26 protein-coding genes are annotated in these 23,911 nt (G+C 74.0%); 20 read left to right on the top strand and 6 right to left on the bottom strand.

Features of this window, described 5'->3' with window-relative positions; translation table 11 throughout:
• Window positions 1-7: 7 nt before the first annotated feature.
• Together dapB and QDR37_RS13730 are read left to right on the top strand one after the other, a co-directional pair.
• A complete protein-coding gene (dapB, locus tag QDR37_RS13735; protein WP_279714348.1) occupies window positions 8-742 on the top strand; it encodes a 4-hydroxy-tetrahydrodipicolinate reductase in 735 nt (244 codons plus the stop codon).
• Window positions 743-770: 28 nt separating this feature from the next.
• Window positions 771-1,184 carry a hypothetical protein gene (locus QDR37_RS13730; protein ID WP_279714877.1) on the top strand — a complete coding sequence of 138 codons (414 nt, stop codon included), beginning with the start codon at window positions 771-773 and terminating at the stop codon, window positions 1,182-1,184.
• Here the strand turns inward: QDR37_RS13730 and QDR37_RS13725 are convergent.
• Both QDR37_RS13725 and QDR37_RS13720 read right to left on the bottom strand, forming a co-directional pair.
• Entirely contained in the window at window positions 1,162-2,184 is a 1,023-nt protein-coding gene (locus QDR37_RS13725) for a TIGR01777 family oxidoreductase (RefSeq protein WP_279714347.1), read from the bottom strand. The two genes, QDR37_RS13730 and QDR37_RS13725, sit on opposite strands and share 23 nt — an antisense overlap.
• A 23-nt stretch (window positions 2,185-2,207) precedes the next feature.
• Entirely contained in the window at window positions 2,208-2,627 is a 420-nt protein-coding gene (locus QDR37_RS13720) for a thioredoxin family protein (protein WP_279714346.1), read from the bottom strand.
• A 67-nt stretch (window positions 2,628-2,694) separates the two neighbouring features.
• On the opposite strand from QDR37_RS13720, the gene thyX reads away from it, so the two are divergent.
• The 6 genes from thyX to QDR37_RS13690 all read left to right on the top strand — a co-directional run bounded on the left by thyX (window position 2,695) and on the right by QDR37_RS13690 (window position 10,335).
• Window positions 2,695-3,432 carry an FAD-dependent thymidylate synthase gene (thyX, locus tag QDR37_RS13715; protein WP_279714345.1) on the top strand — a complete coding sequence of 246 codons (738 nt, stop codon included), beginning with the start codon at window positions 2,695-2,697 and terminating at the stop codon, window positions 3,430-3,432.
• 145 nt (window positions 3,433-3,577) lie between these two features.
• Window positions 3,578-4,549 carry a 4-hydroxy-tetrahydrodipicolinate synthase gene (dapA, locus tag QDR37_RS13710; protein WP_279714344.1) on the top strand — a complete coding sequence of 324 codons (972 nt, stop codon included), beginning with the start codon at window positions 3,578-3,580 and terminating at the stop codon, window positions 4,547-4,549.
• Window positions 4,549-6,225, top strand: a complete 1,677-nt coding sequence (locus tag QDR37_RS13705; protein ID WP_279714343.1) for a ribonuclease J — start codon at window positions 4,549-4,551, stop codon at window positions 6,223-6,225. The genes dapA and QDR37_RS13705 overlap by 1 nt, the downstream gene beginning before the upstream one ends.
• Before the next feature lie 57 nt (window positions 6,226-6,282).
• Window positions 6,283-6,645, top strand: coding sequence for a metalloregulator ArsR/SmtB family transcription factor (locus tag QDR37_RS13700; RefSeq protein ID WP_279714342.1), 363 nt, complete (start codon window positions 6,283-6,285; stop codon window positions 6,643-6,645).
• A 2-nt stretch (window positions 6,646-6,647) separates the two neighbouring features.
• Window positions 6,648-7,151 (top strand): SRPBCC domain-containing protein, encoded by a 504-nt coding sequence (locus tag QDR37_RS13695; protein ID WP_279714341.1) that lies wholly within the window; start codon window positions 6,648-6,650, stop codon window positions 7,149-7,151.
• Window positions 7,152-7,602: 451 nt separating this feature from the next.
• Entirely contained in the window at window positions 7,603-10,335 is a 2,733-nt protein-coding gene (locus QDR37_RS13690) for a DNA translocase FtsK (RefSeq protein ID WP_279714876.1), read from the top strand.
• Window positions 10,336-10,367: 32 nt separating this feature from the next.
• Here QDR37_RS13690 and QDR37_RS13685 read toward each other — a convergent pair whose 3' ends face one another.
• Window positions 10,368-11,495 carry a nucleotide disphospho-sugar-binding domain-containing protein gene (locus tag QDR37_RS13685; RefSeq protein ID WP_279714340.1) on the bottom strand — a complete coding sequence of 376 codons (1,128 nt, stop codon included), beginning with the start codon at window positions 11,493-11,495 and terminating at the stop codon, window positions 10,368-10,370.
• The gene (locus tag QDR37_RS13680; protein ID WP_279714339.1) at window positions 11,492-12,106 is read right to left on the bottom strand and encodes a TetR/AcrR family transcriptional regulator; all 615 of its coding nucleotides are present in this window, start codon (window positions 12,104-12,106) and stop codon (window positions 11,492-11,494) included. Before QDR37_RS13680 ends, QDR37_RS13685 begins: the two co-directional genes overlap by 4 nt.
• A gap of 113 nt (window positions 12,107-12,219) precedes the next feature.
• On the opposite strand from QDR37_RS13680, the gene pgsA reads away from it, so the two are divergent.
• From pgsA to dapF, 9 genes are all read left to right on the top strand, one after another.
• The gene (gene pgsA / locus QDR37_RS13675) at window positions 12,220-12,822 is read left to right on the top strand and encodes a CDP-diacylglycerol--glycerol-3-phosphate 3-phosphatidyltransferase (RefSeq protein WP_279714338.1); all 603 of its coding nucleotides are present in this window, start codon (window positions 12,220-12,222) and stop codon (window positions 12,820-12,822) included.
• Entirely contained in the window at window positions 12,819-13,301 is a 483-nt protein-coding gene (locus tag QDR37_RS13670; protein WP_279714337.1) for a nicotinamide-nucleotide amidohydrolase family protein, read from the top strand. Before pgsA ends, QDR37_RS13670 begins: the two co-directional genes overlap by 4 nt.
• A gap of 167 nt (window positions 13,302-13,468) precedes the next feature.
• Window positions 13,469-13,801, top strand: coding sequence for a helix-turn-helix transcriptional regulator (locus QDR37_RS13665; RefSeq protein ID WP_279714336.1), 333 nt, complete (start codon window positions 13,469-13,471; stop codon window positions 13,799-13,801).
• Between the two features lie 16 nt (window positions 13,802-13,817).
• Complete coding sequence (locus QDR37_RS13660) at window positions 13,818-14,042, top strand: DUF3046 domain-containing protein (protein ID WP_279714335.1); 225 nt, start codon at window positions 13,818-13,820, stop codon at window positions 14,040-14,042.
• A 257-nt stretch (window positions 14,043-14,299) separates the two neighbouring features.
• Window positions 14,300-15,376, top strand: a complete 1,077-nt coding sequence (gene recA, locus QDR37_RS13655; RefSeq protein WP_279714334.1) for a recombinase RecA — start codon at window positions 14,300-14,302, stop codon at window positions 15,374-15,376.
• 5 nt (window positions 15,377-15,381) lie between these two features.
• Window positions 15,382-16,026 carry a regulatory protein RecX gene (locus tag QDR37_RS13650; RefSeq protein ID WP_279714333.1) on the top strand — a complete coding sequence of 215 codons (645 nt, stop codon included), beginning with the start codon at window positions 15,382-15,384 and terminating at the stop codon, window positions 16,024-16,026.
• A 28-nt stretch (window positions 16,027-16,054) separates the two neighbouring features.
• Window positions 16,055-17,566, top strand: coding sequence for a tRNA (N6-isopentenyl adenosine(37)-C2)-methylthiotransferase MiaB (gene miaB / locus QDR37_RS13645; RefSeq protein ID WP_279714332.1), 1,512 nt, complete (start codon window positions 16,055-16,057; stop codon window positions 17,564-17,566).
• A complete protein-coding gene (gene miaA, locus QDR37_RS13640; RefSeq protein ID WP_279714331.1) occupies window positions 17,563-18,528 on the top strand; it encodes a tRNA (adenosine(37)-N6)-dimethylallyltransferase MiaA in 966 nt (321 codons plus the stop codon). The genes miaB and miaA overlap by 4 nt, the downstream gene beginning before the upstream one ends.
• A complete protein-coding gene (gene dapF, locus QDR37_RS13635; protein WP_279714330.1) occupies window positions 18,525-19,427 on the top strand; it encodes a diaminopimelate epimerase in 903 nt (300 codons plus the stop codon). The genes miaA and dapF overlap by 4 nt, the downstream gene beginning before the upstream one ends.
• Here the strand turns inward: dapF and QDR37_RS13630 are convergent.
• Complete coding sequence (locus QDR37_RS13630) at window positions 19,376-20,005, bottom strand: methyltransferase (protein ID WP_279714329.1); 630 nt, start codon at window positions 20,003-20,005, stop codon at window positions 19,376-19,378. The two genes, dapF and QDR37_RS13630, sit on opposite strands and share 52 nt — an antisense overlap.
• Before the next feature lie 69 nt (window positions 20,006-20,074).
• Between QDR37_RS13630 and hflX the strand changes: the two genes are divergently transcribed.
• Both hflX and QDR37_RS13620 read left to right on the top strand, forming a co-directional pair.
• On the top strand, window positions 20,075-21,499 hold the full coding sequence (hflX, locus tag QDR37_RS13625) for a GTPase HflX (RefSeq protein ID WP_279714328.1): 1,425 nt from the start codon (window positions 20,075-20,077) through the stop codon (window positions 21,497-21,499).
• Window positions 21,500-22,393: an AlkA N-terminal domain-containing protein gene (locus QDR37_RS13620; protein WP_279714327.1), complete on the top strand. Its 894-nt coding sequence runs from the start codon at window positions 21,500-21,502 to the stop codon at window positions 22,391-22,393.
• Between the two features lie 72 nt (window positions 22,394-22,465).
• On the opposite strand, the gene lexA is transcribed toward QDR37_RS13620, so the two are convergent.
• Window positions 22,466-23,140: a transcriptional repressor LexA gene (gene lexA, locus QDR37_RS13615; protein ID WP_279714326.1), complete on the bottom strand. Its 675-nt coding sequence runs from the start codon at window positions 23,138-23,140 to the stop codon at window positions 22,466-22,468.
• A gap of 193 nt (window positions 23,141-23,333) precedes the next feature.
• On the opposite strand from lexA, the gene QDR37_RS13610 reads away from it, so the two are divergent.
• Entirely contained in the window at window positions 23,334-23,876 is a 543-nt protein-coding gene (locus tag QDR37_RS13610; RefSeq protein WP_279714325.1) for a LysM peptidoglycan-binding domain-containing protein, read from the top strand.
• Window positions 23,877-23,911: the final 35 nt, after the last annotated feature.

Here is a 23,911-nt window from a genome sequence, read left to right as displayed (position 1 = left end):
GCCGCCCGTGACGCTCGCCATCGCCCTGGTCGGTGCGACGGGCCGGATGGGCCGGCTCGTCGCGGACGTCGTCGAGGGGATGGACGGGTACGAGATCGGTCTCGGCCTGCACGCCGGCGACGACCTCGCGCGCGTCGCCGAGGCCGACCTCGTCGTCGACCTGACGCTGCCGCAGGTGTCGCCGCGCGTCGCGCAGGCGGCGGTGGAGGCCCGGCGCCCGCTGCTCGTGGGCACGAGCGGCTGGTCGCGCGACCGGGTCTCCGCCCTCCGCGCGACGCTGCCGCCCGACGCGCCAGGCATCCTGATCGTCCCGAACTTCTCGGTCGGGGCGGTGCTCGGCGGCGTGTTCGCCGAGCAGGCGGCGCGCTGGTTCGACTCGATCGAGATCGTGGAGGCGCACCACGAGGCGAAGGCCGACTCGCCGTCCGGCACCGCGGTGGCGACGGCCGAGCGGATGAACGCGGCGCGCGCCGAGCTCGGTCCCGTGTCGGCGCCGCACACCGACCAGCGGGCACGCGGGCAGCAGGTGGGGAGCATCCCCGTGCACTCGCTGCGCCTCGCGGGCGTGCTCGCTCGGCAGGAGGTGCTGCTCGGCGGCCAGGGGGAGCTGCTCACGATCCGGACCGAGACGACGTCGCCAGTGGCGTACGCGCCGGGCATCCGGATCGCGCTGCAGGCGCTGCCGCGCATCGCCGGGGTCGTCGTCGGCCTCGAGCGGCTGCTGCTGCCGCCGGCGGACTGACGTGCGCGGCTTCGGCGGCGCGCTCCTCATGGGGGCGCTGCTCGCGCTCTACCTCGTGCTCGTCGGGCAGCGGGCGGTCTCCTTCCTCGCGAGCGGCAGCGCCGTGGGGATCGGCATCGGCGTCGCGCTGGCGCTGCTCGCGGTGCTCGGCGCCTGGGCGCTCGTCCGCGAGTTCCGGTTCGGCGCCGCGGCGAACCGCCTCGTGCGCCGGCTCGCGGCCGAGGAGCCGCTGCCGTTCGCCGACCTGCCCCGGCGCCCCAGCGGGCGCGTCGACCGGGGGGCCGCCGACCGCCGCTTCGACACGTACCGGGAGGCGGCGGAGGCGCGGCCGGACGACTGGCGCGCCTGGCTGCGCCTCGGGCTCGCCTACGACGCGAGCGGTGACCGCCGCCGCGCCCGGGCGGCGGTGCGCCGGGCGATCAGCCTCGGCCCGGCGCGGTGACCGCGTCGATCGCCTCGTCGCTCGTGCGGTGCCGCCAGACGAAGCCGTCGGCCTCGAGCCGCTCGGGCACGACCTTCTGACTCGGCAGCAGCAGCTCGCGGCCGAGGTCGCCCATGCCCAGCTCGACGACGCGGCCGGGCAGCCGCAGCGCGTGCGGCCGGTGCAGGTCGCGCGCGAGCCGCCTCGTGATGTCGTCCGCGGTCGCGGGGACCGGCCCGACGAGGTTCACCGGGCCCTCGAGCCCGCTCGTCAGCAGGTGCACGATCGCGCCGACCTCGTCGTGCAGCGAGATCCACGCCCAGTGCTGGCGTCCGGAGCCGACCCCGGCGCCGAGCCCGACCGAGGTGGCGAGGCGCAGCGGCTTCAGCGCCCCGTCGCCCTCGCCGAGGACGACGCCCGTGCGGAGCAGCACCGTGCGGGTCCGCTGCGGCGCGAGCCGCGCCGCGGCCTCCCATGCCTCGACGACGTCGGCGAGGAAGCCCTGCCCCCGCGGCGACTCCTCGGTGAGCGCCAGGCCGGGCCGGTCGCCGTAGTACCCGACCGCGGAGGCGGAGAGGAACACCGGCGGCGGCGACGAGGTCATCTGCATCGCCTCGACGAGCGCCTCGGTCGAGCGCACGCGCGAGCGGAGGATCTGCGCCTTGTACCTCGTCGTCCACGGCACGTGGTTCAGCGAGGCCCCGGAGAGGTTGATCACCGCGTCGACGTTCTCGAGCAGCCGGAAGTCGAGGATCTTCGCGTCGGGCGCCCAGCTGAACTCGTTCTCGGCGCGCGGCGGCCGGCGGACCAGCTTCTGGACGGCGTGCCCGGCATCGGCGAGCCGGCGCTGCAGCTCGACGCCGATCATCCCGGAGGCGCCGCTGATGAGCACGCGCAGGCTGCTGTCCTTCGAGAGCGGCCGGCGCGGCACCGGCCGCGGGACCCGGGCGGTGGGCGGCGCGGCGGCCGCCGGCGTCGGAGCCGGCCTGGCGGGCGGCACCGGGACGCGCTTGCTCGCCATGGCGGCAGCGTAGTCGGCGCGCCTCAGGTGGGCGGCGCCGTCCGGGCGAGCGCCTCGGTGAGCGTCGTGGGCGTCGGCAGCCCCTTCAGACGCGCGCGGAGGCGGCCGTCGCCGTCGAGGACGAACACGGTCGGCGTGAGGGTGACGGCGTAGCGGCCCGCGAGGTCGCCGCGAGCGCCGAGGTCGACCTCCGCCACCGCGATGCCCGGCCGCTCGGCGGCGGCGTGGGCGAGCACCGCGCGGGCACGGTCGCGCTGCACGTCCTGCGGCGACGTGAAGAGCAGCAGGGTGCCGCGGCGGCCGTACGCATCACCCGGCAGCGCCACCTCGGCAGGGCGGATGCGCTCGCCGGAGCCGCGGCGCAGGCCCTGCCCGCGCTGCCACAGCAGGCCGAGGACGACGGCGGCGACCACCCCGAGCAGCAGGCCGATCCAGGCGGTCACGAAGGGCAAGGGTAGGGGGCGTTCCCTGTCCGATCGGGCGTCGGCGCACCCCAATAGGCTCGGATCCATGGACGAGTCCGAGGCCGAGTTCCGCAGCGACATGACCGTCGAGCTCGTCCGCGCGAGCGCCGCCGACAGCGACGTGCTGTTCGCGGCACGGGTCTCGACGCAGGGCGAGCAGACGCTCGAGGCGGCGCAGGGCGCGGCGGGCGACGCGGCCGAGCGCCGCGATCGAGGGCTCATCAACTACCTCATGCGCGACCGGCACGGATCCCCGTTCGAGCACAACTCGATGACCTTCTACGTGCAGGCGCCGATCTTCGTGTTCCGCGAGTTCATGCGGCACCGCATCGCCTCCTACAACGAGGAGTCGGGGCGCTACCGCGAGCTGCGGCCCGTGTTCTACGTGCCCGCCGAGTCGCGGCCGCTCATCCAGGTCGGCAAGCCGGGCGCCTACTCGTTCGAGCCCGGCACCGCGGAGCAGCACGCCCTCGTCGACGCGGCCTCGCGCGAGCAGAGCCTCGCGGCCTACGCGGCGTACCGGCGCATGCTCGAGGCGGGCGTCGCGCGCGAGGTGGCGCGCATCGTGCTGCCGCTCAACCTCTACTCGTCGATGTACGTGACCATGAACGCCCGCAGCCTCATGAACTTCCTCTCGCTGCGCACGAAGCACCCCGAGTCGACGTTCCCCTCCTTCCCGCAGCGCGAGATCGAGCTCGTCGCCGAGCAGATGGAGCAGCACTGGGCGGGCCTCATGCCGCACACCGCGGCCGCGTTCACGGCGAACGGCCGCGTCGCCCCCTGACCTTCGCGGTCCCGGTGTCGTGCCGTCGGCCGTCCGGGACATCCGTCCGCGCTCGTCCGGCCGCAGATGTCCCGAGGGCATACCCATCTGGCCCGCGAGCGGACACCGCCGGGACGCGCCGAGGTGGGGCCGGTAGGCTCCTCGGGTGCCCGAGAACCCCTTCGGCCAGGTGCTCGTCGCCCTGGTGACGCCGTTCACCGCCGACGGCGAGGTGGCGTGGGACGACGTCGAGCGGCACATCGACTCCTGCATCAGCGCGGGCGCCGACGGCGTCGTCGTCTCGGGCACGACGGGGGAGACGAGCACCCTCACCGACCCCGAGAAGGTGCGGCTCGTCGAGGTCGCGAAGGACGTCTCGGGCGGCCGCGCGAAGGTGATCCAGGGCGGCGGCTCGAACGAGACCGCGCACGCCATCGAGCTCTACAAGAAGTCGGCGGCGGCGGGCGCCGACGGCGTGATGATCGTCACGCCGTACTACAACAAGCCGACGCAGGCCGGCCTGCTCACGCACTTCCGCATGGTCGCGGACGCCACGGACCTGCCCGTCATCCTCTACGACATCCCCGGACGCACCGGGGTGCCGATCCGCTACGAGACGATCCTCCGCGCCGCGAAGCATCCGAACATCGTGGCGGTGAAGGACGCGAAGGGCGACTTCAGCGAGGTCAGCCGCGTGCTGAACCAGACCGACCTCCTCTACTTCTCCGGCGACGACGCGAACGTGCTGCCGCACCTCGCGATCGGCGCCTCCGGGCTCATCGGGGTGACCGCGAACATCGCGGCCGCGCCCTACCGCCGCATCGTCGACGCCGTGAACGGCAACGACCTCGCCGCCGCGACCGCCCAGCACCGGCTCCTCGAGCCGCTCGTGCGCGCGGTCATGACGCACGTGCCCGGCACCGTCGCCGCGAAGTACGTGCTCCACGGCCTCGGCCGCATCTCGTCGCCGCGCGTGCGGCTACCCCTGGTCGGACCTGAGGAATCGGAGGCCGCTGTGATCGAGGACGACCTCGCGCTCGTGCGCGACGTGACGGGAGCGGACTTCCGCAACTTCCGTCCGGACCGGAACGCGGCCGCCGGCGGCGCGCTGCCCAAGGTCGCCGGGACGACCCGCTGATGCGCGGCGAGATCGTCGAGCCGCCCGCCCTGCAGCGCGGCACGCTCCGCATCGTTCCGCTCGGCGGCCTCGGCGAGGTCGGGCGCAACATGACCGTCTTCGAGATCGACGGCAAGCTGCTGATCGTCGACGTCGGCGTGCTCTTCCCCGAGACGGAGCAGCCGGGCGTCGACCTGATCCTCCCCGACTTCGCGCCGATCCGGGACCGGCTCGACGACGTCGTCGGGGTCGTGCTGACGCACGGTCACGAGGACCACATCGGCGCGGTGCCGTACCTGCTGCGCCTCCGCCGCGACATCCCGCTGCTCGGTTCGGGCCTCACCCTCGCGCTCATCGAGGCGAAGCTCCAGGAGCACCGCATCAAGCCGTACACGCTGACGGTGAAGGAGGGGCAGGTCGAGCGCCTCGGCCCCTTCGAGCTCGAGTTCGTCGCCGTGAACCACTCGATCCCCGACGCCCTCGCCGTCGCGATCCGCACGACCGCCGGCACGGTGCTCCACACCGGCGACTTCAAGATGGACCAGCTGCCGCTCGACGACCGGCTCACCGACCTGCGGGCCTTCGCCCGTCTCGGCGAGGCGGGCGTCGACCTGTTCCTCGCCGACTCGACGAACGCCGACGTGCCGGGCTTCACCCCGCTCGAGCGCTCCATCGGGCCCGTGCTCGACGAGGTCATCGCGAAGGCGCCGCGCCGCGTCATCGTCGCGAGCTTCTCGAGCCACGTGCACCGCGTGCAGCAGGTGCTCGACGCCGCGTACGCGCACGACCGCAAGGTGGCGCTCATCGGTCGCAGCATGGTGCGGAACATGGGCATCGCCGCCGAGCTCGGCTACCTGAAGGTGCCGGGCGACGTGCTCATCGACGCGAAGCGCGCCGCGACCCTGCCCGACGACCGCATCGTCTACATGAGCACCGGGTCGCAGGGCGAGCCCATGGCCGTGCTGTCGCGCATGGCGAACCTCGAGCACTCGATCGAGATCGGCGAGGGCGACACCGTGATCCTCGCCTCGAGCCTCATCCCGGGCAACGAGAACGCCGTCTACCGCGTGATCAACGGCCTCACCCGGCTCGGCGCGAACGTCGTGCACAAGGGCAACGCCCGCGTCCACGTCTCCGGGCACGCGTCCGCCGGGGAGCTCATGTACGCGTACAACATCCTGAAGCCGAAGGGCGCCATGCCGGTGCACGGCGAGGCCCGGCACCAGGTGGCGAACGCGAAGATCGCGACCGAGACCGGCGTGCCCGAGGACCGCGTGATCATCGCGGACAACGGCACCGTCGTCGACCTGAAGGACGGCCTCGCGACGGTGACCGGGCAGCTCGACCTCGGTTTCGTCTACGTCGACGGCTCGAGCGTCGGCGAGCTCACCGACGCCGACCTGAAGGACCGCCGCATCCTCGCGGAGGAGGGCTTCATCTCGATCTTCGTGGCCCTCGACCCCGCGACGGGCCGGGTCATCGTCGGGCCCGAGATCCAGGCTCGAGGCTTCGCGGAGGACGACGAGGTGTTCGACGTCGTGCGCCCGCAGATCCTCGAGGCGCTCGCCGACGCCGCCCGGAACGGCGCGCGCGACCTGCACTCGTACAGCCAGGTGGTGCGCCGCACGGTGGGCCGCTGGGTGAACACGAAGCACCGACGTCGCCCGATGATCATCCCCGTGGTGGTCAGCGCGTAGCACCGCCGCGCGGCCGCCTCTTGCGGCCGATGACGTCTGGGTCTAACGTGCAACCAAATGGTTGTACAAATCGATGCGGAGCCGTCGCAGGAGGAGATCGACCGGATCTTCCAGGCGCTCGCCGACGCCACCCGGCGCGACATCCTCGTCCGGGTGATCGAGCGCGAGCAGTCCGTGTCCGCCCTCGCGGGGGCGTACCGGATGAGCCTGCCCGCCGTGCAGAAGCACGTCGCCGTGCTCGAGCGGGCGGGACTCGTCGGCAAGACGCGGCACGGCCGCGAGCAGCGCGTGCACGCCGAGCCCGAGCGGCTCGCGCGCGCACGCGGGGTGCTCGACGCCTTCGAGGCGCTCTGGCGGCACCGCATCGATTCGATGGACGCCCTCCTCGCGGAGGGTCCGACGAAGGAACCCAAGGAGTAGCGATGCCCGTCCTCGACGTCGAGAAGGACCTCGACCAGCAGACCATGACCGTCACGGCGGAGTTCGCCGCCGACGTCGCGCGCGTCTGGGCGCTCTACGCCGACCCGCGCCGCCTCGAGCGCCACTGGGGCCCTCCCGGCTGGCCTGCCACGTTCGTGCGCCACGAGCTCGTTCCCGGCGCCCGCTCGCACTACTTCATGACCGGACCGGACGGCGAGCGCGCCCACGGCATGTGGATCGTCCGCGAGGTCGACGAGCCGCGCTCGTTCACCGTCGACGACGCGTTCGCCGACGACTCCGGCGAGCCCGACCCCGCCATGGGCTTCACGCGCATGCACGCCGAGTTCGAGCCGGCGGGGGAGCGGACCCGGGTGCGGTTCGTCAGCACGTTCGAGTCGGTGGAGCAGCTGCAGAAGATGCTCGACATGGGCATGGAGGAGGGCCTCAAGCAGGCCATGGGCCAGATCGACGCGCTGCTCGCGGAGCAGCAGCCGGCGACCGCCTGACCCGCTTCCGTGCGGCGGCACGACCGATACCGCGTGCAGGTGCTCCGTCCCCGTGTCGGTGCAGATCGTCCTTCTGCGCCGACACGGGGTGGACCGCCTGCACGCGGTTCCATGTCCCCTCGGCGGCGCCGGTGATACCACCGCCTGAGCGCCGGCTGCCGATCCGTCCGGGCGCGCGGCCCCGCCGCGCCGCGCCGCCGGAAGCGGAGCGCCTGGTCGACGGGACGTTCGGCTCCGCGAGCCCACGGCCCCCGTGCCCCCCGGAAGAGGGGTGCCCGCTTCGTCGATCCGTGTCCCCCGTCGGCCTACCCTGACCCGCATGGCTGCAAGCACCAGGGGAGGCGCTGCCCGCGCGACCGCTGCGCGGAGCGGCGCGACGACGACCCGCTCGAGGACCACCACCTCGAGTCGGGCGAAGAGCGCCAACGGCACGAAGGCGTACCCGGCGGGGATGGCGCAGGAGACCGTCGCGACGAAGGCATGGCTCGGCGCCGCGCACGTCGCGGGCGGCGCCGCGCGCGCGTTCGGGCCCGAGACGCTCGAGCGGGAGCAGCGCCGGGACGGCCTGCCGTTCCTGCTGCTGATCCTCGCCGTGCTCGGCGGGGCCGCCGAGTGGTTCCTCCGCACGAACGCGATCGTCCGCGGCATCGAGCAGTTCACCTTCGGCGGGCTCTTCGGTCAGGCCGCCTTCGCGCTGCCCGTGTTCTTCGCGCTGCTCGCGCTCTGGCTGTTCCGGCACCCCTCGTCGGTGCACGACAACGGGCGCATCGGCGTCGGCAGCGGCATGCTCGTCGTCTCGAGCTCCGCCATCTGCCAGGTCGCGGGTGGGAACCCGCAGCCGGAGCAGGGCGTCGCGGCGATCCGGGCGGGCGGCGGGGTGGCCGGCTGGCTGCTCGCGTCGCCGCTGCTCAGCGTCGGCAACGCGCCGCTCGCGATCGCGGTCGCGGTGGTGCTGCTCGTCCTCAGCCTCTTCGTGCTCACCCGGACGCCGCCGAACAGGCTCCCCGAGCGGCTCGGCGACCTCTACCGCTACCTCTTCGGGCTGCCGCCGCGGGTCGCGCAGGACGCGCCCGAGGGCGAGGCCGAGCCCGCGCCGAAGAAGCGGCGCGGCGCGAAGGCCGACCAGGAGCCCGAGCCCGACGCCGTCGCGGACGGCGTCCACGCGGGCGACCTCGCGAGCTTCGGGCTGCACGAGAGCGACGTGCCGCAGGGCGACCACGTGCCGTGGTGGCGCCGTGGCCTGCGCCGCCCGGACCCGGCCTACGACACCCCGATCGTCGACGGCGCCGAGGTCGAGGCCGACCCCGTCGGGGCCCTCGGCCTCGACCTCGGTCCGGCGCCCGAGCACGCGCCGCTCGCCGCGCCGCTCTCGCCGGTGGACGCCGGTCTGCCGGACGTGACGCCGGACCCCGGCGACGAGCAGGAGTTCTCCTTCGCCTCGTTCGAGGAGCTCGTCGCCGACCCCGAGCGGTCGGCCGTGTCCGTCCCGACTCCGGCGCCCGCCCCCGCGACCGCGTCGATCGCCGCGCCGGCACCCGTCGCGGCGCCCGTCGACGCCGAGGAGGACCCCGAGTCGGAGTACGCCGCGCAGTCGCCCGTCGGGGAGGACGGCTACACGCTGCCGCAGCCGACGGTGCTCGCCGCCGGCGATCCGCCCAAGGCGCGCTCCGAGGCGAACGACCAGATCGTCGGGGCGATCACCGACGTGCTCGCGCAGTTCAAGGTCGAGGCGAAGGTCAGCGGCTACTCGCGCGGCCCGACGGTGACGCGGTACGAGGTCGAGCTCGGCCCCGGCGTCAAGGTCGAGAAGGTCACCGCGCTGTCGAAGAACCTCGCCTACGCGGTCGCGTCGAACGAGGTGCGCATCCTCTCGCCGATCCCCGGCAAGAGCGCCATCGGCATCGAGATCCCGAACGCCGACAAGGAGATCGTCACCCTCGGCGACGTGCTCCGGTCGCAGGCGGCGGTGAAGAGCTCCCACCCGATGACCATCGGCATCGGCAAGGACGTCGAGGGCGGCCACGTCGTGGCGAACCTCGCGAAGATGCCGCACCTCCTCGTCGCGGGTGCCACCGGCGCCGGCAAGTCGTCCTTCGTGAACTCGATGGTGACGAGCCTGCTCATGCGCGCGAAGCCGAGCGAGGTCCGCATGGTCCTCATCGACCCGAAGCGCGTCGAGCTCACGGCCTACCAGGGCGTGCCGCACCTCATCACCCCCATCATCACGAACCCGAAGAAGGCGTCCGAGGCGCTGCAGTGGGTCGTGAAGGAGATGGACATGCGGTACGACGACCTCGAGTCGTTCGGCTTCCGCCACATCGACGACTTCAACCGGGCGGTCGCGAACAACGAGATCGTGCTGCCGGCAGGGTCGCACCGGAAGCTCGCGCCGTACCCGTACCTGCTCGTGGTCGTCGACGAGCTCGCGGACCTGATGATGGTCGCGCCGCGCGACGTGGAGGACTCGATCGTCCGCATCACGCAGCTGGCCCGCGCCTCGGGCATCCACCTGGTGCTCGCCACGCAGCGCCCGAGCGTCGACGTCGTGACGGGCCTCATCAAGGCGAACGTGCCGAGCCGCCTCGCCTTCGCGGTGAGCTCCTCGACCGACAGCCGCGTCATCCTCGACCAGGTCGGCGCCGACAAGCTGCTCGGCCAGGGCGACGGGCTGTTCCTGCCGATGGGCGCCTCGAAGCCGATGCGCATCCAGGGCGCGTGGGTGAACGAGTCCGAGATCGCCCAGGTCGTCGAGCACGTGAAGAACCAGGCGCGGCCCGACTACCGGCAGGACGTGTCGGAGGAGGCCCCGAAGCGCGAGATCGACGGCGACGTCGGCGACGACATGGAGCTGCTGCTCGCCGCGGCGGAGCTCGTCATCAACTCGCAGTTCGGCTCCACCTCGATGCTGCAGCGCAAGCTCCGCGTCGGCTTCGCGAAGGCGGGTCGGCTCATGGACCTCATGGAGTCCCGCGAGATCGTCGGGCCCTCGGAGGGGTCGAAGGCGCGCGAGGTGCTCGTGCAGCCGGACGGGCTGCAGGACGCGCTCGCCCGCATCCGCGGCCTCCCGGCGAACGGGGCCGCCTCGGGCGGCGGGGGAGCGGCGGCGCCGGTGGCGCTGGACTTCTACGACGAGCCCGACGCCGAGGCGTCCGAGGACGCCTGGGCGCTCACCGGCCGCGACTAGCGCGACGGTCCGCGGACGGCGGGTCGCCTCCCTCAGGAGGCGGCCCGCCGTTCCGTGCGTGCAGCCGCGGTCCGCGCGACGCGCTCGACCTCGTCCGCGGCACGGCGCCGACCGTCGGCCGCGACGAGCTCCGCGCCGAGCCGCCCTGCCGCCTCCGCGAACGCCGGTTCCCCGAGCAGCCGGCGCAGCGCCTCGCGGATGCGGTCGGCGGACGCCGACTTCGGCACGGCGAGCCCGGCACCGGCGGCCACGACCGCCTTCGCGATGCGGGGCTGATCCATCATCGGGTGCATCGGCACGAGGAGCAGGGGCAGCCCGTGCGCGAGCGCTCGCACCGTCGTCGCGTGGCCGCCGTGCGTCACGACGACCGAGGCGGAGGGCATCAGCGCCCCGTGGTCGACGAGCGGCTCGAGCGTCGTGTTCGCTCCCGGGCGCAGCGCCTCGGCCGGGACCGCGCGACCCGTGCCCGCCCGCACGTCCGCCGGGAGCGCGGCTGCCGCGTCGAGCACGCGCTGGAACGCCTCCCGCTGGCCGGGGAAGGCGACCGTGCTCAGCGAGACGAGCGCGAGGGGTCGCGCCGGCCGCGCCGCCGGTGTCGGCACCTCCTGCAGCACGGGCCCGATCACGAGCGCGTTGGCCGGCATCGGGAACGGGCGGCCGAGCCGTGGCGAGCTCGCGACGAGCACGCGATCCGCGGCGGCGAGGGTGCGGGCGGGATCGACCCCGCGCACCTTCAGCAGCGCGCCGATCGGACCGCCGAACCAGCTCCGCACGCCCTCCCAGGTGGAGTGCACGACGACGACGGTGCGGATCCCCGCGGCCTCGAGCTCGGCGAGCGCGCCGACGAGCAGCACGTCGACCACGGCGACCTCGGCGCCGATGCGGCGCGCGAGGGCGACCGCGTCCCGCCCGCGGGCGCGGTCGGCCCAGAAGGCCGGGATGTCGCGGAGCGCCTGCAGCAGCGTGCGGTCCTCCGCCGCGTCGTAGGCGACGCCGGCAGCCTGCTCGAAGCGCAGGCCGTGCGCCTGCGCGCGGCTTCGGACGCGGTCGTCGGCGTGCACGACGACGTCCCAGCCGCGCGCGACGAGCTCGGCGCCGACGCCGAGCAGCGGCGGCAGGTTGCCGCCCATGTCGGTGGTGACGATCAGTGCAGTGCTCATGACCCGTCCTTCTTCCTCGAGGGCGCGCGGCTCCCGGCGAGCAGCGCGTCGGTCATCGCCCGCATCCGGGCGTGCACCGCGGCGACCGGGAGACGCCGGTCGCGGCGGAGGAGCTTCCAGGCGTAGACGTCGGTCGCGACGACCAGCAGGTCGAGCAGCGCGTCGCGGGACGCGCCCTCGGGCGGCAGCGCGTCCGCGAAGACCTCCGCCACCCAGCGGCGGTGCACGACCTTGCCGGCGCTCGTGATGAGCGCGACGCCCGGGTCGTCGTCCTCGCGGGCGAGCATGGCGAGCGTGAAGGCGCCGCGCAGCTCGTAGTGCTGCAGCAGCGCCCGCAGGGCGGCGTCCGCGCCTCCCGCCGCAGGCCGGCGCTCCTCGACGATCTCCGAGCGGGCCGTCTCGCGCGCCTGCTCGAGCAGCGCCTGCCGCGAGACGAAGTGCCGGAGGACCGTCTGCACGCTCACCCCGGCGCGGCTCGCCACCCGTTCGAGCGTGGGGTCGAAGTCGAGCTGCTCGTAGGCGAGATCGCGGACCGCGGCGAGGATGCGCGCGCGGGTGGCCTGCACCGCCTCCTGGCGGGCCGCCATGCGATACGGGCGGGTGGTGCTCATCGTGCGGCCCGGTGTACTCCGAAGCCGTTTCCGTGTCAATGAGCATTCACACGAATACGGGTTCCCGGGCGCCGAGCAGCGGATCCGCCTAACGTGGAGGCCGGGAGGATCGGATGTCGGAAGTGGCACGGCCCCGGATGCTCCGCGCGGGCGACGGACCGGTCAGCACCTGGAACGTGCCGAACCTCATCACGATCGCCCGCATCGTGCTCGTGCCGGTGTTCGTCGTGCTGCTCGCCGCGGACGGCGGCCGTGACGGGGCGCTCCGCTGGGCGGCGGCGGTGCTCTTCGTCGTCGCGATCGCCACGGACGGCATCGACGGCCACATCGCCCGCAGCCGCGGGCTCGTCACCGACCTCGGCAAGATCCTCGACCCCATCGCCGACAAGGCCCTCACCGGCGCGGCGCTCGTGATGCTCAGCGTGCTCGGCGAGCTGCCGGTGTGGGTGACGGCGCTGATCCTCCTCCGCGAGGTCGGCATCACCGTGTTCCGGTTCGCGGTGCTGCGCACACGGGTGATCCCCGCGAGCCGCGGCGGCAAGCTGAAGACGGTGCTGCAGTCCGTCGCGATCACGCTCGCGCTGCTGCCGCTCGCGACCCTCGTCGGCTCGTGGATCGACGTGGTGGACGTCGTGCTCATGGCGGCCGCCCTCGTCGTCACCGTGGTGACCGGCGTGCAGTACCTGATCGACGACCGCCGGGCGAACCGGTCGTGACGCTCGCGGCCGGCGTGCTCGCGCTGCTGCGCGAGCGGGGGCTGACCCTCGCCGTCGCCGAGTCGCTCACCGGCGGGGCGCTCTGCGACGCGTTCGTCTCCGTGCCCGGCGCCTCCTCGGTGCTGCGCGGCGCGGTGGTCGCCTACGCGACCCCGCTGAAGGCGTCCGTGCTCGGTGTCGACGCCGCCCTGCTCGAGCGGGAGGGGCCGGTGCACCCCGACGTGGCGAGAGCCATGGCGGACGGCGTGCGGCGTGCCCTCGCAGTGGAGGGCCGGCCGGCCGACGTCGGCGTTGCGACGACGGGCGTCGCCGGCCCGGAGCCGCAGGGCGGCAGACCGGTCGGCACCGTCTTCGCAGGGGTCGCTGTGGGGGATCGCGTCGTGGCGGTCGAAGGCCGCTTCCCGGGCGACCGCGCCGCCGTCCGGGCGGCCGCGGTGGCGCTCGCGCTCGGCGCGCTGCGCGACACGCTGGCGGAATAGCTTCCGTTTCGATCCCGTTACAGGTCGCGGGTCGCGCGCCCGGTGTCGCCCCCGAGGCATACCGTGGAGCACGAACGCACGGGGTATGGTGTCCCTCCGCTTCGGAGGATGCACCAGTCGCCGAGCGGACCGGCTTCGAACACCACCACGGAGACGAAGGAGGGGACATGGTTCTCGTTCGGCAAGAACTCGGCGACGTGCTGCGGGACTTCCGGCTGCAGAAGGGCCGCACCCTCCGTCAGGTGGCGAGCAAGGCGTCCGTCGCGCTCGGCTACCTGAGCGAGGTCGAGCGGGGCCAGAAGGAGGCCTCGTCCGAGATCCTCGCGTCCGTCGCCGACGCGCTCGACACCCCGGTGTCCGTCATCATGCGCGAGGTCGGCGACCGGCTCGCGGTCCTCGAGGGCATCGACGTCCCCGACACGCTGCCCGCCGACTTCGGTGAGCGCTTCGGCCGCCGTGCCGCCGTGGCCGCCGACCCCTCGGACCTCGTCGTCTCCTGAGCGCGAGGCGCCGCCCGTGAAGGTCAGCGAGTTCCGTCGCGCCGTCGACGAGGAGTTCGGTGAGGCGCAGGGTCGCGTGCTCACGAACGAGCTCGTGATCGACGACCTCGGCGGGCGCACCGCGCAGCAGGCGCTCGACGCCGGCGTGCCCACGGCGCAGGTCTGGCTCGCCCTGTGCGACGCGAACGACGTGCCCGAGGAGCGCCGGCACGGTCGCGGCCTGCCCGCGCGCTCCCGCTGACGGCTCGAACCCGTCTTCGCACGCGTCCGGCGCGTCGCTCGAAGACGCGTTCGAACGGGCGTATCGTCCCTCGGCAGGCGACGCCGTCCGGCCCCCGGACGGCGACGCCGACGCAGTGCCGGAACCACTGTCGGTGGCCGTTCCTAGAGTCGGTCTCGACGGCGGACCTCCCGCCAGCCCTGTCGATCCGGGCCTCGGACGACAGCCGATGGGCAGCCGACGCGCATCTCAAGCGCACACCAGCGAGGAGACTCGAAATGCCAACCACCACCGACCGCGAGAAGGCCCTCGAGACCGCGCTCGCCCAGATCGACCGCCAGTTCGGCAAGGGCTCGGTCATGCGCCTCGGCAGCGACGAGCGCGCGCCCGTCGAGGTCATCCCGACCGGCTCCATCGCCCTCGACGTCGCTCTCGGCGTCGGCGGCCTCCCGCGCGGCCGCATCGTCGAGATCTACGGCCCGGAGTCGTCGGGCAAGACCACGCTCACGCTCCACGCCATCGCCAACGCGCAGCGCGCCGGCGGCATCGCCGCCTTCATCGACGCCGAGCACGCGCTCGACCCCGAGTACGCGAAGAAGCTCGGGGTCGACATCGACGCGATGCTCGTCTCGCAGCCCGACACCGGTGAGCAGGCGCTCGAGATCGCCGACATGCTCATCCGCTCCGGCTCCATCGACCTCATCGTCATCGACTCCGTCGCGGCGCTCGTGCCCCGCGCCGAGATCGAGGGCGAGATGGGCGACAGCCACGTCGGCCTCCAGGCCCGCCTCATGTCGCAGGCGCTCCGCAAGCTGACCGGTGGTCTCAACCAGACGAAGACCACCGCCATCTTCATCAACCAGCTCCGCGAGAAGATCGGCGTGTTCTTCGGCAGCCCCGAGACCACGGCGGGCGGCAAGGCGCTCAAGTTCTACGCCTCGGTCCGGCTCGACATCCGGCGCATCGAGACCCTGAAGGACGGGTCCGAGGCCGTCGGCAACCGCACCCGCGTCAAGGTCGTGAAGAACAAGATGGCCCCGCCGTTCAAGCAGGCCGAGTTCGACATCCTCTACGGCGTCGGCATCTCCCGCGAGGGCAGCCTCATCGACTACGGCGTGGAGCAGGGCATCGTCAAGAAGTCCGGCGCCTGGTACACGTACGAGGGCGACCAGCTCGGCCAGGGCAAGGAGAAGGCGCGCGACTTCCTCCTCAACAACCCCGACGTCGCCGAGGAGATCGAGCGCAAGATCCTCGTGAAGCTCGGCATCGGCCAGAAGGGTCAGGCGCCGCAGCAGGCGCCCGCCGCGGTCGAGTCGCTCGAGCCCAAGCTGCAGTCGCGCCGGGTCGGCGCCTGACGCCGATGGGCGTCCTGCGCTACTTCCCGGGCAGCGAGCCGCCCGAGCAGCGCACCTCGCCGGAGCCGGAGCAGTCCGGCTCCGGCGAGGCCGCCTGGGCGGTGCCCGTGCTCGGCCCCGATGGTGGAGGCGGTGCCGACGAGGCGGCGCACCCCGCTCCTGGAGCGGCCCGAGCCACCCGGCGCGCCGAGAACGTCGCGCTCGCGGCACTCACCCGCCACGACGCCTCCGAGGCCGAGCTGCGGTCGAGGCTGCTCGCGAAGGGGCTCGACGACGACGAGGTCGAGGCCGAGCTCGACCGGCTGAAGGCGGTCGGCCTCGTCGACGACCACGCGCTCGCCGAGCGGCTCGTGCGCTCGCTGCGCGAGCGCAAGGGCCTGGGCGACGGCGCGCTGCGTCCGGCGCTCAGGGCGCGCCACCTGCCGCAGCCGGTCATCGATGCGGCGCTCGCCGAGAGCACGGAGGACGACGAGGTCGTCGCCGAGCGCCTCCAGGACGTCGCCGACGACCGTGCGCGCCGGCTCGTCTCGCTGCCCGACGACGTCGCCGAGCGCCGACTGATGTCGTACCTCATGCGGCGCGGCTACAGCGGCTCCAGCCTGCGCTCCGCGGCCCGCGAGGCGCTCGAGCGAGCGCGTGGGCGGGCCTGAGCCCGTCCCGGTTCCTACACTTCTCGGCATGACCCTGACCGCTGAAGGCCGTCCGGACGTCGTCGTCGCCCCCCGCACCTACGAGGTGCGCACGTACGGCTGCCAGATGAACGTGCACGACTCCGAGCGCCTCTCCGGCTCGCTCGAGGCCGCGGGCTACGTGGCGGCGCTGCCCGGCGACCAGGCCGACGTCGTCGTCCTGAACACCTGCGCGGTGCGCGAGAACGCGGACAACCGCCTCTACGGCAACCTCGGTCACCTCGCCGCCGCGAAGCGGGCGCACGCCGGGCTGCAGATCGCGGTCGGCGGCTGCCTCGCGCAGAAGGACAAGGCGGTGATCCTCGAGCGCGCCCCGTGGGTCGACGTCGTCTTCGGCACCCACAACATGGGCTCGCTGCCGAGCCTGCTCGAGCGCGCGCGCCACAACGACGAGGCGCAGGTCGAGATCCTCGAGTCGCTCGAGGTCTTCCCCTCCACCCTGCCGACGAAGCGCGAGTCGACCTACAGCGGCTGGGTGTCGATCTCGGTCGGCTGCAACAACACCTGCACCTTCTGCATCGTGCCGTCGCTCCGCGGCAAGGAGCAGGACCGGCGCCCCGGCGACGTGCTCGCCGAGGTCCAGGCGCTCGTCGCCGACGGGGCGATCGAGGTCACGCTGCTCGGGCAGAACGTGAACTCCTATGGCGTGCAGTTCGGCGACCGGCAGGCGTTCGGCAAGCTGCTGCGCGCCACCGGTGGCATCGAGGGGCTCCGCCGGGTCCGCTTCACGAGCCCGCACCCGGCGGCGTTCACCGACGACGTGATCGACGCGATGGCCGAGACGCCGAACGTCATGCCGCAGCTGCACATGCCGCTGCAGTCGGGCTCGGATCGGGTCCTGAAGGCGATGCGCCGCTCGTACCGGTCCGACCGGTTCCTCCGCATCCTCGACGCCGTGCGCGACCGGATCCCCGATGCCGCCATCACCACCGACCTCATCGTCGGGTTCCCCGGTGAGTCCGAGCACGACTTCGCGGACACGCTTCGCGTCGTCGAGCAGGCGCGCTTCGCCTCCGCGTTCACGTTCCAGTACTCGATCCGGCCGGGGACGCCCGCCGCGACGATGCCGGACCAGGTGCCGAAGGCCGTGGTGCAGGAGCGCTACGAGCGGCTGCTCGCCCTGCAGGAGCGGATCTCGGAGCAGGGCAACCGAGACCTCGTCGGTCGCGAGGTCGAGGTGCTGATCGGCACCGGCGAGGGCCGCAAGGACGCGGCCACGCGCCGCCTGTCGGGCCGTGCGCGCGACAACCGGCTCGTGCACGTCGGGCTCCCCGAGGGCGCACCCGTGCCGAGACCGGGCGACCTCGTCACCGCGCGGGTCACCGTTGCCGCACCGGCGTTCCTCGTGGCCGACGTGCCCCCGGGCGCGCCGCTGCGGATCGAGCGCACCCGTGCGGGCGACGCATGGGACGCCCGCGAGGCGGCGGCGTGCGCCGTGCCCGTGACCACCGGTGTCCGCCCGGCGGTGTCGCTCGGGCTGCCGGCGTTGCGGCCGCGATGAGCGTCCAGGGCGACGGGACGACGGCCGGGTGGCCGCCGATCGTCGTCCTCGCCGGCGCCACCGGCACGGGCAAGACCGCGCTCTCGCTCGACGTCGCCGCCGCGCTCGCCGCACAGGGCGTTCCCGCGGAGGTGGTGAACGCCGACGCCATGCAGCTGTACCGCGGCATGGAGGTCGGCACGGCGAAGCTCCCGGCCGGCGAGCGCCGGGGCGTGCCGCACCACCTGCTCGACCTGTGGGAGGTGCACGAGGCCGCCTCCGTGGCGCTCTACCGCGACGCGGCCCGGGCGGCGATCGAGCGCATCCGCCGGCGGGGCGCGGTGCCGCTGCTCGTCGGCGGGTCGGGGCTCTACGTCGAGGCGGTGCTCCGCGAGCTCGACTTCCCGGCGACGGATCCCGAGCTGCGCGCCGAGCTCGAGCGGCAGGCCGAGGCGCTCGGCCCGGACGCCCTCTGGCGACGGCTCGCCGAGGAGGACCCCGCCGCGGCCCAGCGGATCCCGTCCGGCAACCTCCGGCGGGTGGTCCGCGCGCTCGAGGTCGTCACGCTCACGGGGAGGCCGTACGCCGCGTCGTTGCCGGATCGGGCGGCGTTCTGGCGGCCCGCGCTCCGCTTCGTGGTCGAGGCGGCGAAGGACGAGCTCGCCGCCCGGCTCGACCGGCGCGCGCGCACGATGTGGTCGGGCGGCCTGCTGGACGAGGTCCGCGGTCTGCTCCCGCGGGGGCTCGCCGACGGCCCCACGGCGTCCCGCGCCATCGGCTACGCGCAGGCGATCGCCGTGCTCGGCGGCCGGATGACCGTCGACGACGGCACCGAGGAGACGATCCGCCTCACCTGGAGGATGGTGCGCCGCCAGCGCGCCTGGTTCGGCCGTGACGAGGGCGCGGTGCGGCTCGAGGGCGGGAACGCCGTGGCGACGGTGCTCGGGGCCCTCGCCGGTGCGCCCGGTAGCCTCGCCCGATGACCGAGCTGCGCTTCACGAAGGGGCACGGCACCGGCAACGACTTCGTGCTCGTCGCCGATCCCGACGGCCGGCGTCCGCTCGCGCCGAGCGAGGTGGCGCGGCTCTGCGACCGGCGCTTCGGCATCGGCGCCGACGGGCTGCTCCGGGCGGTCCGGACCGACGCCGACCCCGAGGGCCAGGCGCGAGCGGATGGCGATGACCAGGTCGTCTGGTTCATGGACTACCGGAACGCCGACGGGTCGGTGGCCGAGATGTGCGGCAACGGCATCCGGGTGTTCACCGCCTTCCTGCTCGCGGAGGGACTCGCGGAGCTGCCGCCGGGCGGCTCGCTGCCGATCGCGACCCGCGGCGGGGTGGTCGTCGTCCAGCGCGTGGCCGCCGGCTTCGCGGCCGACCTCGGTCGCTGGAGCCTCGAGCCCGTCGAGACCACCGTGCGGGTACGCGCGCTCGAGGTCGCACGTCCGGGGCTCTCGATCACCGTGCCGAACCCCCACGTCGTCGTCGCGCTCGCGACCGCGGCGGAGCTCGACGGGGCGGACCTCTCGGCGGCGCCCGAGCTCGACCCGGTGCCCGCCGCGGGCGCGAACGTCGAGCTCGTCCACCCGGCCGACCCGTTGGTGGCCGACGGCGTCGGCCGCATCCGCATGCGGGTGCACGAGCGCGGCAGCGGCGAGACGCTCTCCTGCGGCACCGGCGCCGCCGCCGCGGCCCTGGCGGCGCGGTTCTGGGCGGGGCCGTCCGCACCCTCGGAGTGGCGCGTCACCGTGCCGGGCGGCGAGCTCGGCGTGCGCATGTTCCCCGCCGAGGACGGCGAGCACGTCGCGCTGTCCGGGCCCGCCGAGCTCGTCTACTCCGGCGTCGTCGCGCTGCCCGACGCCTCGACCGCGAGCACGCGGTAGCCGCGGTCGGTGGCGGTGCGGCGCACGGTGAGCCCGTCGGCGGCGAAGCGCTCGGCGATCCACCGCTGCAGCGAGTCGCCGCCCAGCTGCTTCGCCACGACGAGCCACGCCGTGCCGCCGGGTTCGAGCCGGGGCAGCCAGCGCTCGAGCAGCGCGTGCAGCGCGTCCTTCCCGATACGGATCGGCGGATTCGACCAGATGGTGGCGAACCGCACCCCGTCCGGAATATCGTCGGGGTGTGAAGCATTGACTCCGACGCCGGCGATCCGGGCATTCGCGGCGGCGAGCGTGAGGGCGCGCTCGTTCACATCCACGGCCCACACCTCCGCCAGAGGAGACTCCCGCGCCAACGCGATCGCGATCGCTCCCCATCCGCACCCCAGGTCGAGCAGTGCTCCGGCCTCCGGCGGTGAGGGCACGCGATCGAGCAGCACGGCGGTTCCCGCATCCAGCCGGTCCGGGCTGAACACGCCCCCTGCCGTCTCGAGCTCGAACGTCGCCCCCCGCAGATCCACCCGGATCCGCCGGAGCCGCTCCTCGCTCGACGGGCTGGCGCTGAAGTAGTGCTCTCCCGTCACGATCAGTCATTGAACCAACGATTCGGATCCGACGAACACCTCGGATCCATCCACGACGAAAGGTCCCGCGTGACCGACACCTTCCGCCCCACGTCCGACCTCGACGCCGACCTCGGCCCCGAGGACTTCGACGGGGAGCAGTTCGACCTCGAGGAGCGCCAGGCGCTCCGCCGGGTGACCGGGCTCTCGACCGAGCTCGAGGACGTCACCGAGGTCGAGTACCGGCAGCTGCGCCTCGAGCGGGTCGTGCTCATCGGGGTCTACTCGAGGAACCAGGTCGAGGCCGAGAACTCGCTCCGCGAGCTCGCGGCCCTCGCCGAGACCGCGGGCGCCGTCGTGCTCGACGGGCTGCTCCAGCGCCGCCCGCATCCCGACCCCTCGACCTACTTCGGCAAGGGCAAGGCCGAGGAGCTGCGCGACGTCGTCCGCATCGCGGGCGCCGACACGGTGATCGCCGACACCGAGCTCGCCCCGAGCCAGCGGCGTGCGCTCGAGGACGTCGTCAAGGTCAAGGTCATCGACCGCACCGCAGTGATCCTCGACATCTTCAGCCAGCACGCGAAGAGCCGGGAGGGCAAGGCGCAGGTCGAGCTCGCACAGCTGCAGTACCTGCTGCCGCGCCTCCGCGGCTGGGGCGAGTCGATGTCCCGCCAGGCCGGTGGCCAGGTCGGGTCGGCCGGTGCCGGCATGGGCTCCCGCGGACCCGGTGAGACGAAGATCGAGCTCGACCGCCGCCGCATCCACAGCCGCATGGCGCGGCTTCGGCGCCAGATCGCCGAGATGGCGCCGGCGCGCGCCGTGAAGCGGCAGGGCCGCACCCGCAACGAGGTGCCGTCGGTGGCGATCGCCGGCTACACGAACGCGGGCAAGTCGAGCCTGCTGAACCGCATCACGCGGGCCGGCGCGCTCGTCGAGAACGCGCTGTTCGCCACCCTCGACACGACCGTGCGCCGCACCGAGACGCCCGACGGCCGCCCGTACACGCTCACCGACACGGTCGGCTTCGTGCGGAACCTGCCCCACCAGCTCGTCGAGGCGTTCCGGTCGACCCTCGAGGAGGTCGAGGCCGCGGACCTCGTGCTGCACGTCGTCGACGCCTCGCACCCGGACCCGGCCGGCCAGCTCGCCACGGTTCGTCAGGTCATCGCCGAGGTGGGGGCCGCGGACGTGCCCGAGCTCGTCGTGTTCAACAAGGCGGACCTCGCCGACGAGGCGACCCGCCTCGTGCTGCGCGGCCTCGAGCCCACGGCGGCCTTCGTCTCCGCCCGCACGGGCGAGGGCGTCGCGCAGCTGCAGCAGACGATCGCCGCGCTGCTGCCCCTGCCGCAGCACGAGGTCACGGCGCTCGTGCCCTTCGACCGCGGCGACCTCGTCTCGCTCGTGCACGCCCGGGGCCGGGTGCTCGCGACCGTGTACGAGCAGGGTGGGACCCGCATCAACGCGCTCGTCGGCGACGGCGAGCGGGCGGCGCTCGAGCCCTACCTCGTGGGCTGAGTGCGGCTCCGCCGGGCCGTCCGGCTGCCCTTCGTCCCGCCGCTCCTCCCCGACAACCTGTACGGGCACCTCGCCGCCACGGCGGTGCCCGGGGTGGAGGAGTGGCGGGACGGCGCGTACCGGGCCGCGGTCGCCCTGCCGCACGGGCCGGCGATCCTCACCGCCGGGCTGCCGGACGGCGACGCGGTGCCCGCCGTCCTGCTGCTGTCCGACGAGCGCGACGAGCCGGAGGCGCTGCGCCGGATCCGGCAGCTGCTCGACCTCGACCGCGACCCGGGCACGGCCGATGACCTGCTGGCGCGCGACCCGGCGCTCGCGCCGCTCGTCGCCGCCGCGCCCGGCCGGCGCGTGCCCGGCAGCCCGGACGCGCCTTCGATGGTGCTGAAGGCCGTGCTCGGTCAGCAGGTCTCGACCGCCGCTGCCCGCACGCACGCCGGCCGGCTCGCGGAGGCGCTCGGGACGCCCGTCGTCGATCCGGAGGGCCGCCTCTCCCGGCTGTTCCCGGCGCCCCGCGCGCTCGCGGAGCAGCCGGAGCGCGCGGCCGAGGCGCTGCGGATGCCCGCGTCGCGGCGGGGCACCGTGCTCGGCGTCGCCGCCGCGCTCGCCGCCGGCCGCGTGGACCTCACCGATCCGGCCGGCGCCCGGCAGTCGCTGCTCGCCCTCCCCGGCGTCGGCCCGTGGACCGTCGAGACGGTCGCGATGCGGGCGCTCGGCGACCTCGACGCCTTCCCGGCGTCCGACCTCGGCGTGCTCGCCGCGGTGAGACGGCTCGGGCTGCCCGACGGCGGGCGGGCGCTGCTCGCGCACGCCAGAGGCTGGTCCCCGATGCGCGCCGTCGCGGTGCAGCACCTCTGGGCGACGGGGGAGCACCCCGTCAACGCGCTGCCGCGTTGAGCCGGGTCAGCACGGACGCGGGCCTCCGACCGTGGAAGCAGGCGTTCCCGCTGAACGAGGGGAGCGGCCGGCTCAGACCGCGCGGAGGACGGCGACGACCTTGCCGAGCACCTGCGCGCTGTCGCCGAGGATCGGCTCGAAGGCGGTGTTGCGCGGCAGCAGCCAGGTGTGGCCGTCGCGCTGGCGGAACACCTTGACGGTGGCCTCGCCGTCGAGCATGGCCGCGACGATCTCGCCGTTGTCGGCGGTCTGCTGCGACCGCACGACCACCCAGTCGCCGTCGCAGATGGCGGCGTCGATCATCGACTCGCCGACGACCTTGAGCATGAAGAGCTCGCCACGACCGACGAGCTGCCGGGGGAGCGGGAAGACCTCGTCGATCTGCTGCTCGGCGGTGATGGGCACGCCGGCGGCGATGCGACCGACGAGCGGCACCATGGCCGCGTCGTCCACGGTGGCCGCACCCTCGGCGCCGGACGCCGGTGCGCCGCCGCCCACGACCTCGAGCGCCCGCGGACGCTTCGGGTCACGACGGAGGTTGCCCGACAGCTCGAGCTGCTTGAGCTGGTGCGTGACGCTCGAGAGCGAGGCGAGCCCCACCGCGTCGCCGATCTCGCGCATGCTCGGCGGGTAGCCGCGCGAGGCCACCGAGCGCTGGATGAACTCGAGGATGGCCTGCTGCTTCTCGCTGAGCGGCCGCGGGCGGCGGGTGCGCCCCTCCGGTCGGGTCTGCTGCTGCTCGGCCATGGGTTCCCTCCAACGGCGTTCCGCGGCAGGACGGTCCGGCGAAAGCCACTCGATGGTACCGGGCGAGCACGCAGGAAGGCAAACACGTGTTCGACGTTCTCGGCCAGGGAGTGTCGGAGGCGTGTTCGATGCTGCTCTTGCTCGAGCCGGTCTTCGAAAGTATGTTCGAGCACGAGCCGGAGGGGGATTCTCGATGATCACGGTGCAGAACGACTGGATCGAGTACGACGTGCCCGAGCGTCCCGTGCCGGTCCGGGCCGTGGCGGTCCGCGGTGGCGCCGCCTGCGCGCGCCGCGCCCCGATCGCCCCCGTCCGCCCTGTCAGCGCGGCGCCCGCCGTCCGGTCGGTCGTCGCGGTCCGGGCCGTCCCGGCAGGCCCGACGCCCGCGCTTCCCGCCGTGCCGCGGCCCGCGCCGGCCGCCCGCGCGCCGAAGTCGCGCCTGCGGCTCACCCGGCGCGGGCGCTTCGTGCTCGTCGTGCTGCCCGCGCTGCTCGTGGCGACCACGGCACTCGTCACGGTCGCCGGTCCGCTCGCGCAGGCCGCTCCCGAGCGGCAGCCGGCCGCCCGCACCGTCGTCGTGCATGCAGGCGACTCGCTCTGGTCGATCGCGCAGCGCGTCGCGCCGACGCGCGACCCCCGCGACGTCGTCGCGACGCTCGAGCGCGTCAACGCGCTGCCCGACGCCGGCATCCGGGCCGGTCAGGCGATCGCCGTGCCCGCCGACCTGCTGCCCTAGCCCGGGCTGGGTCCGGCTGAGCCACCGCAGGACGC

It is taken from the genome of Amnibacterium sp. CER49 (assembly GCF_029846255.1).
In the GTDB taxonomy this organism is placed as follows: Bacteria; Actinomycetota; Actinomycetes; order Actinomycetales; family Microbacteriaceae; genus Amnibacterium.
This window is presented reverse-complemented; position numbering and strand designations above follow the sequence as displayed.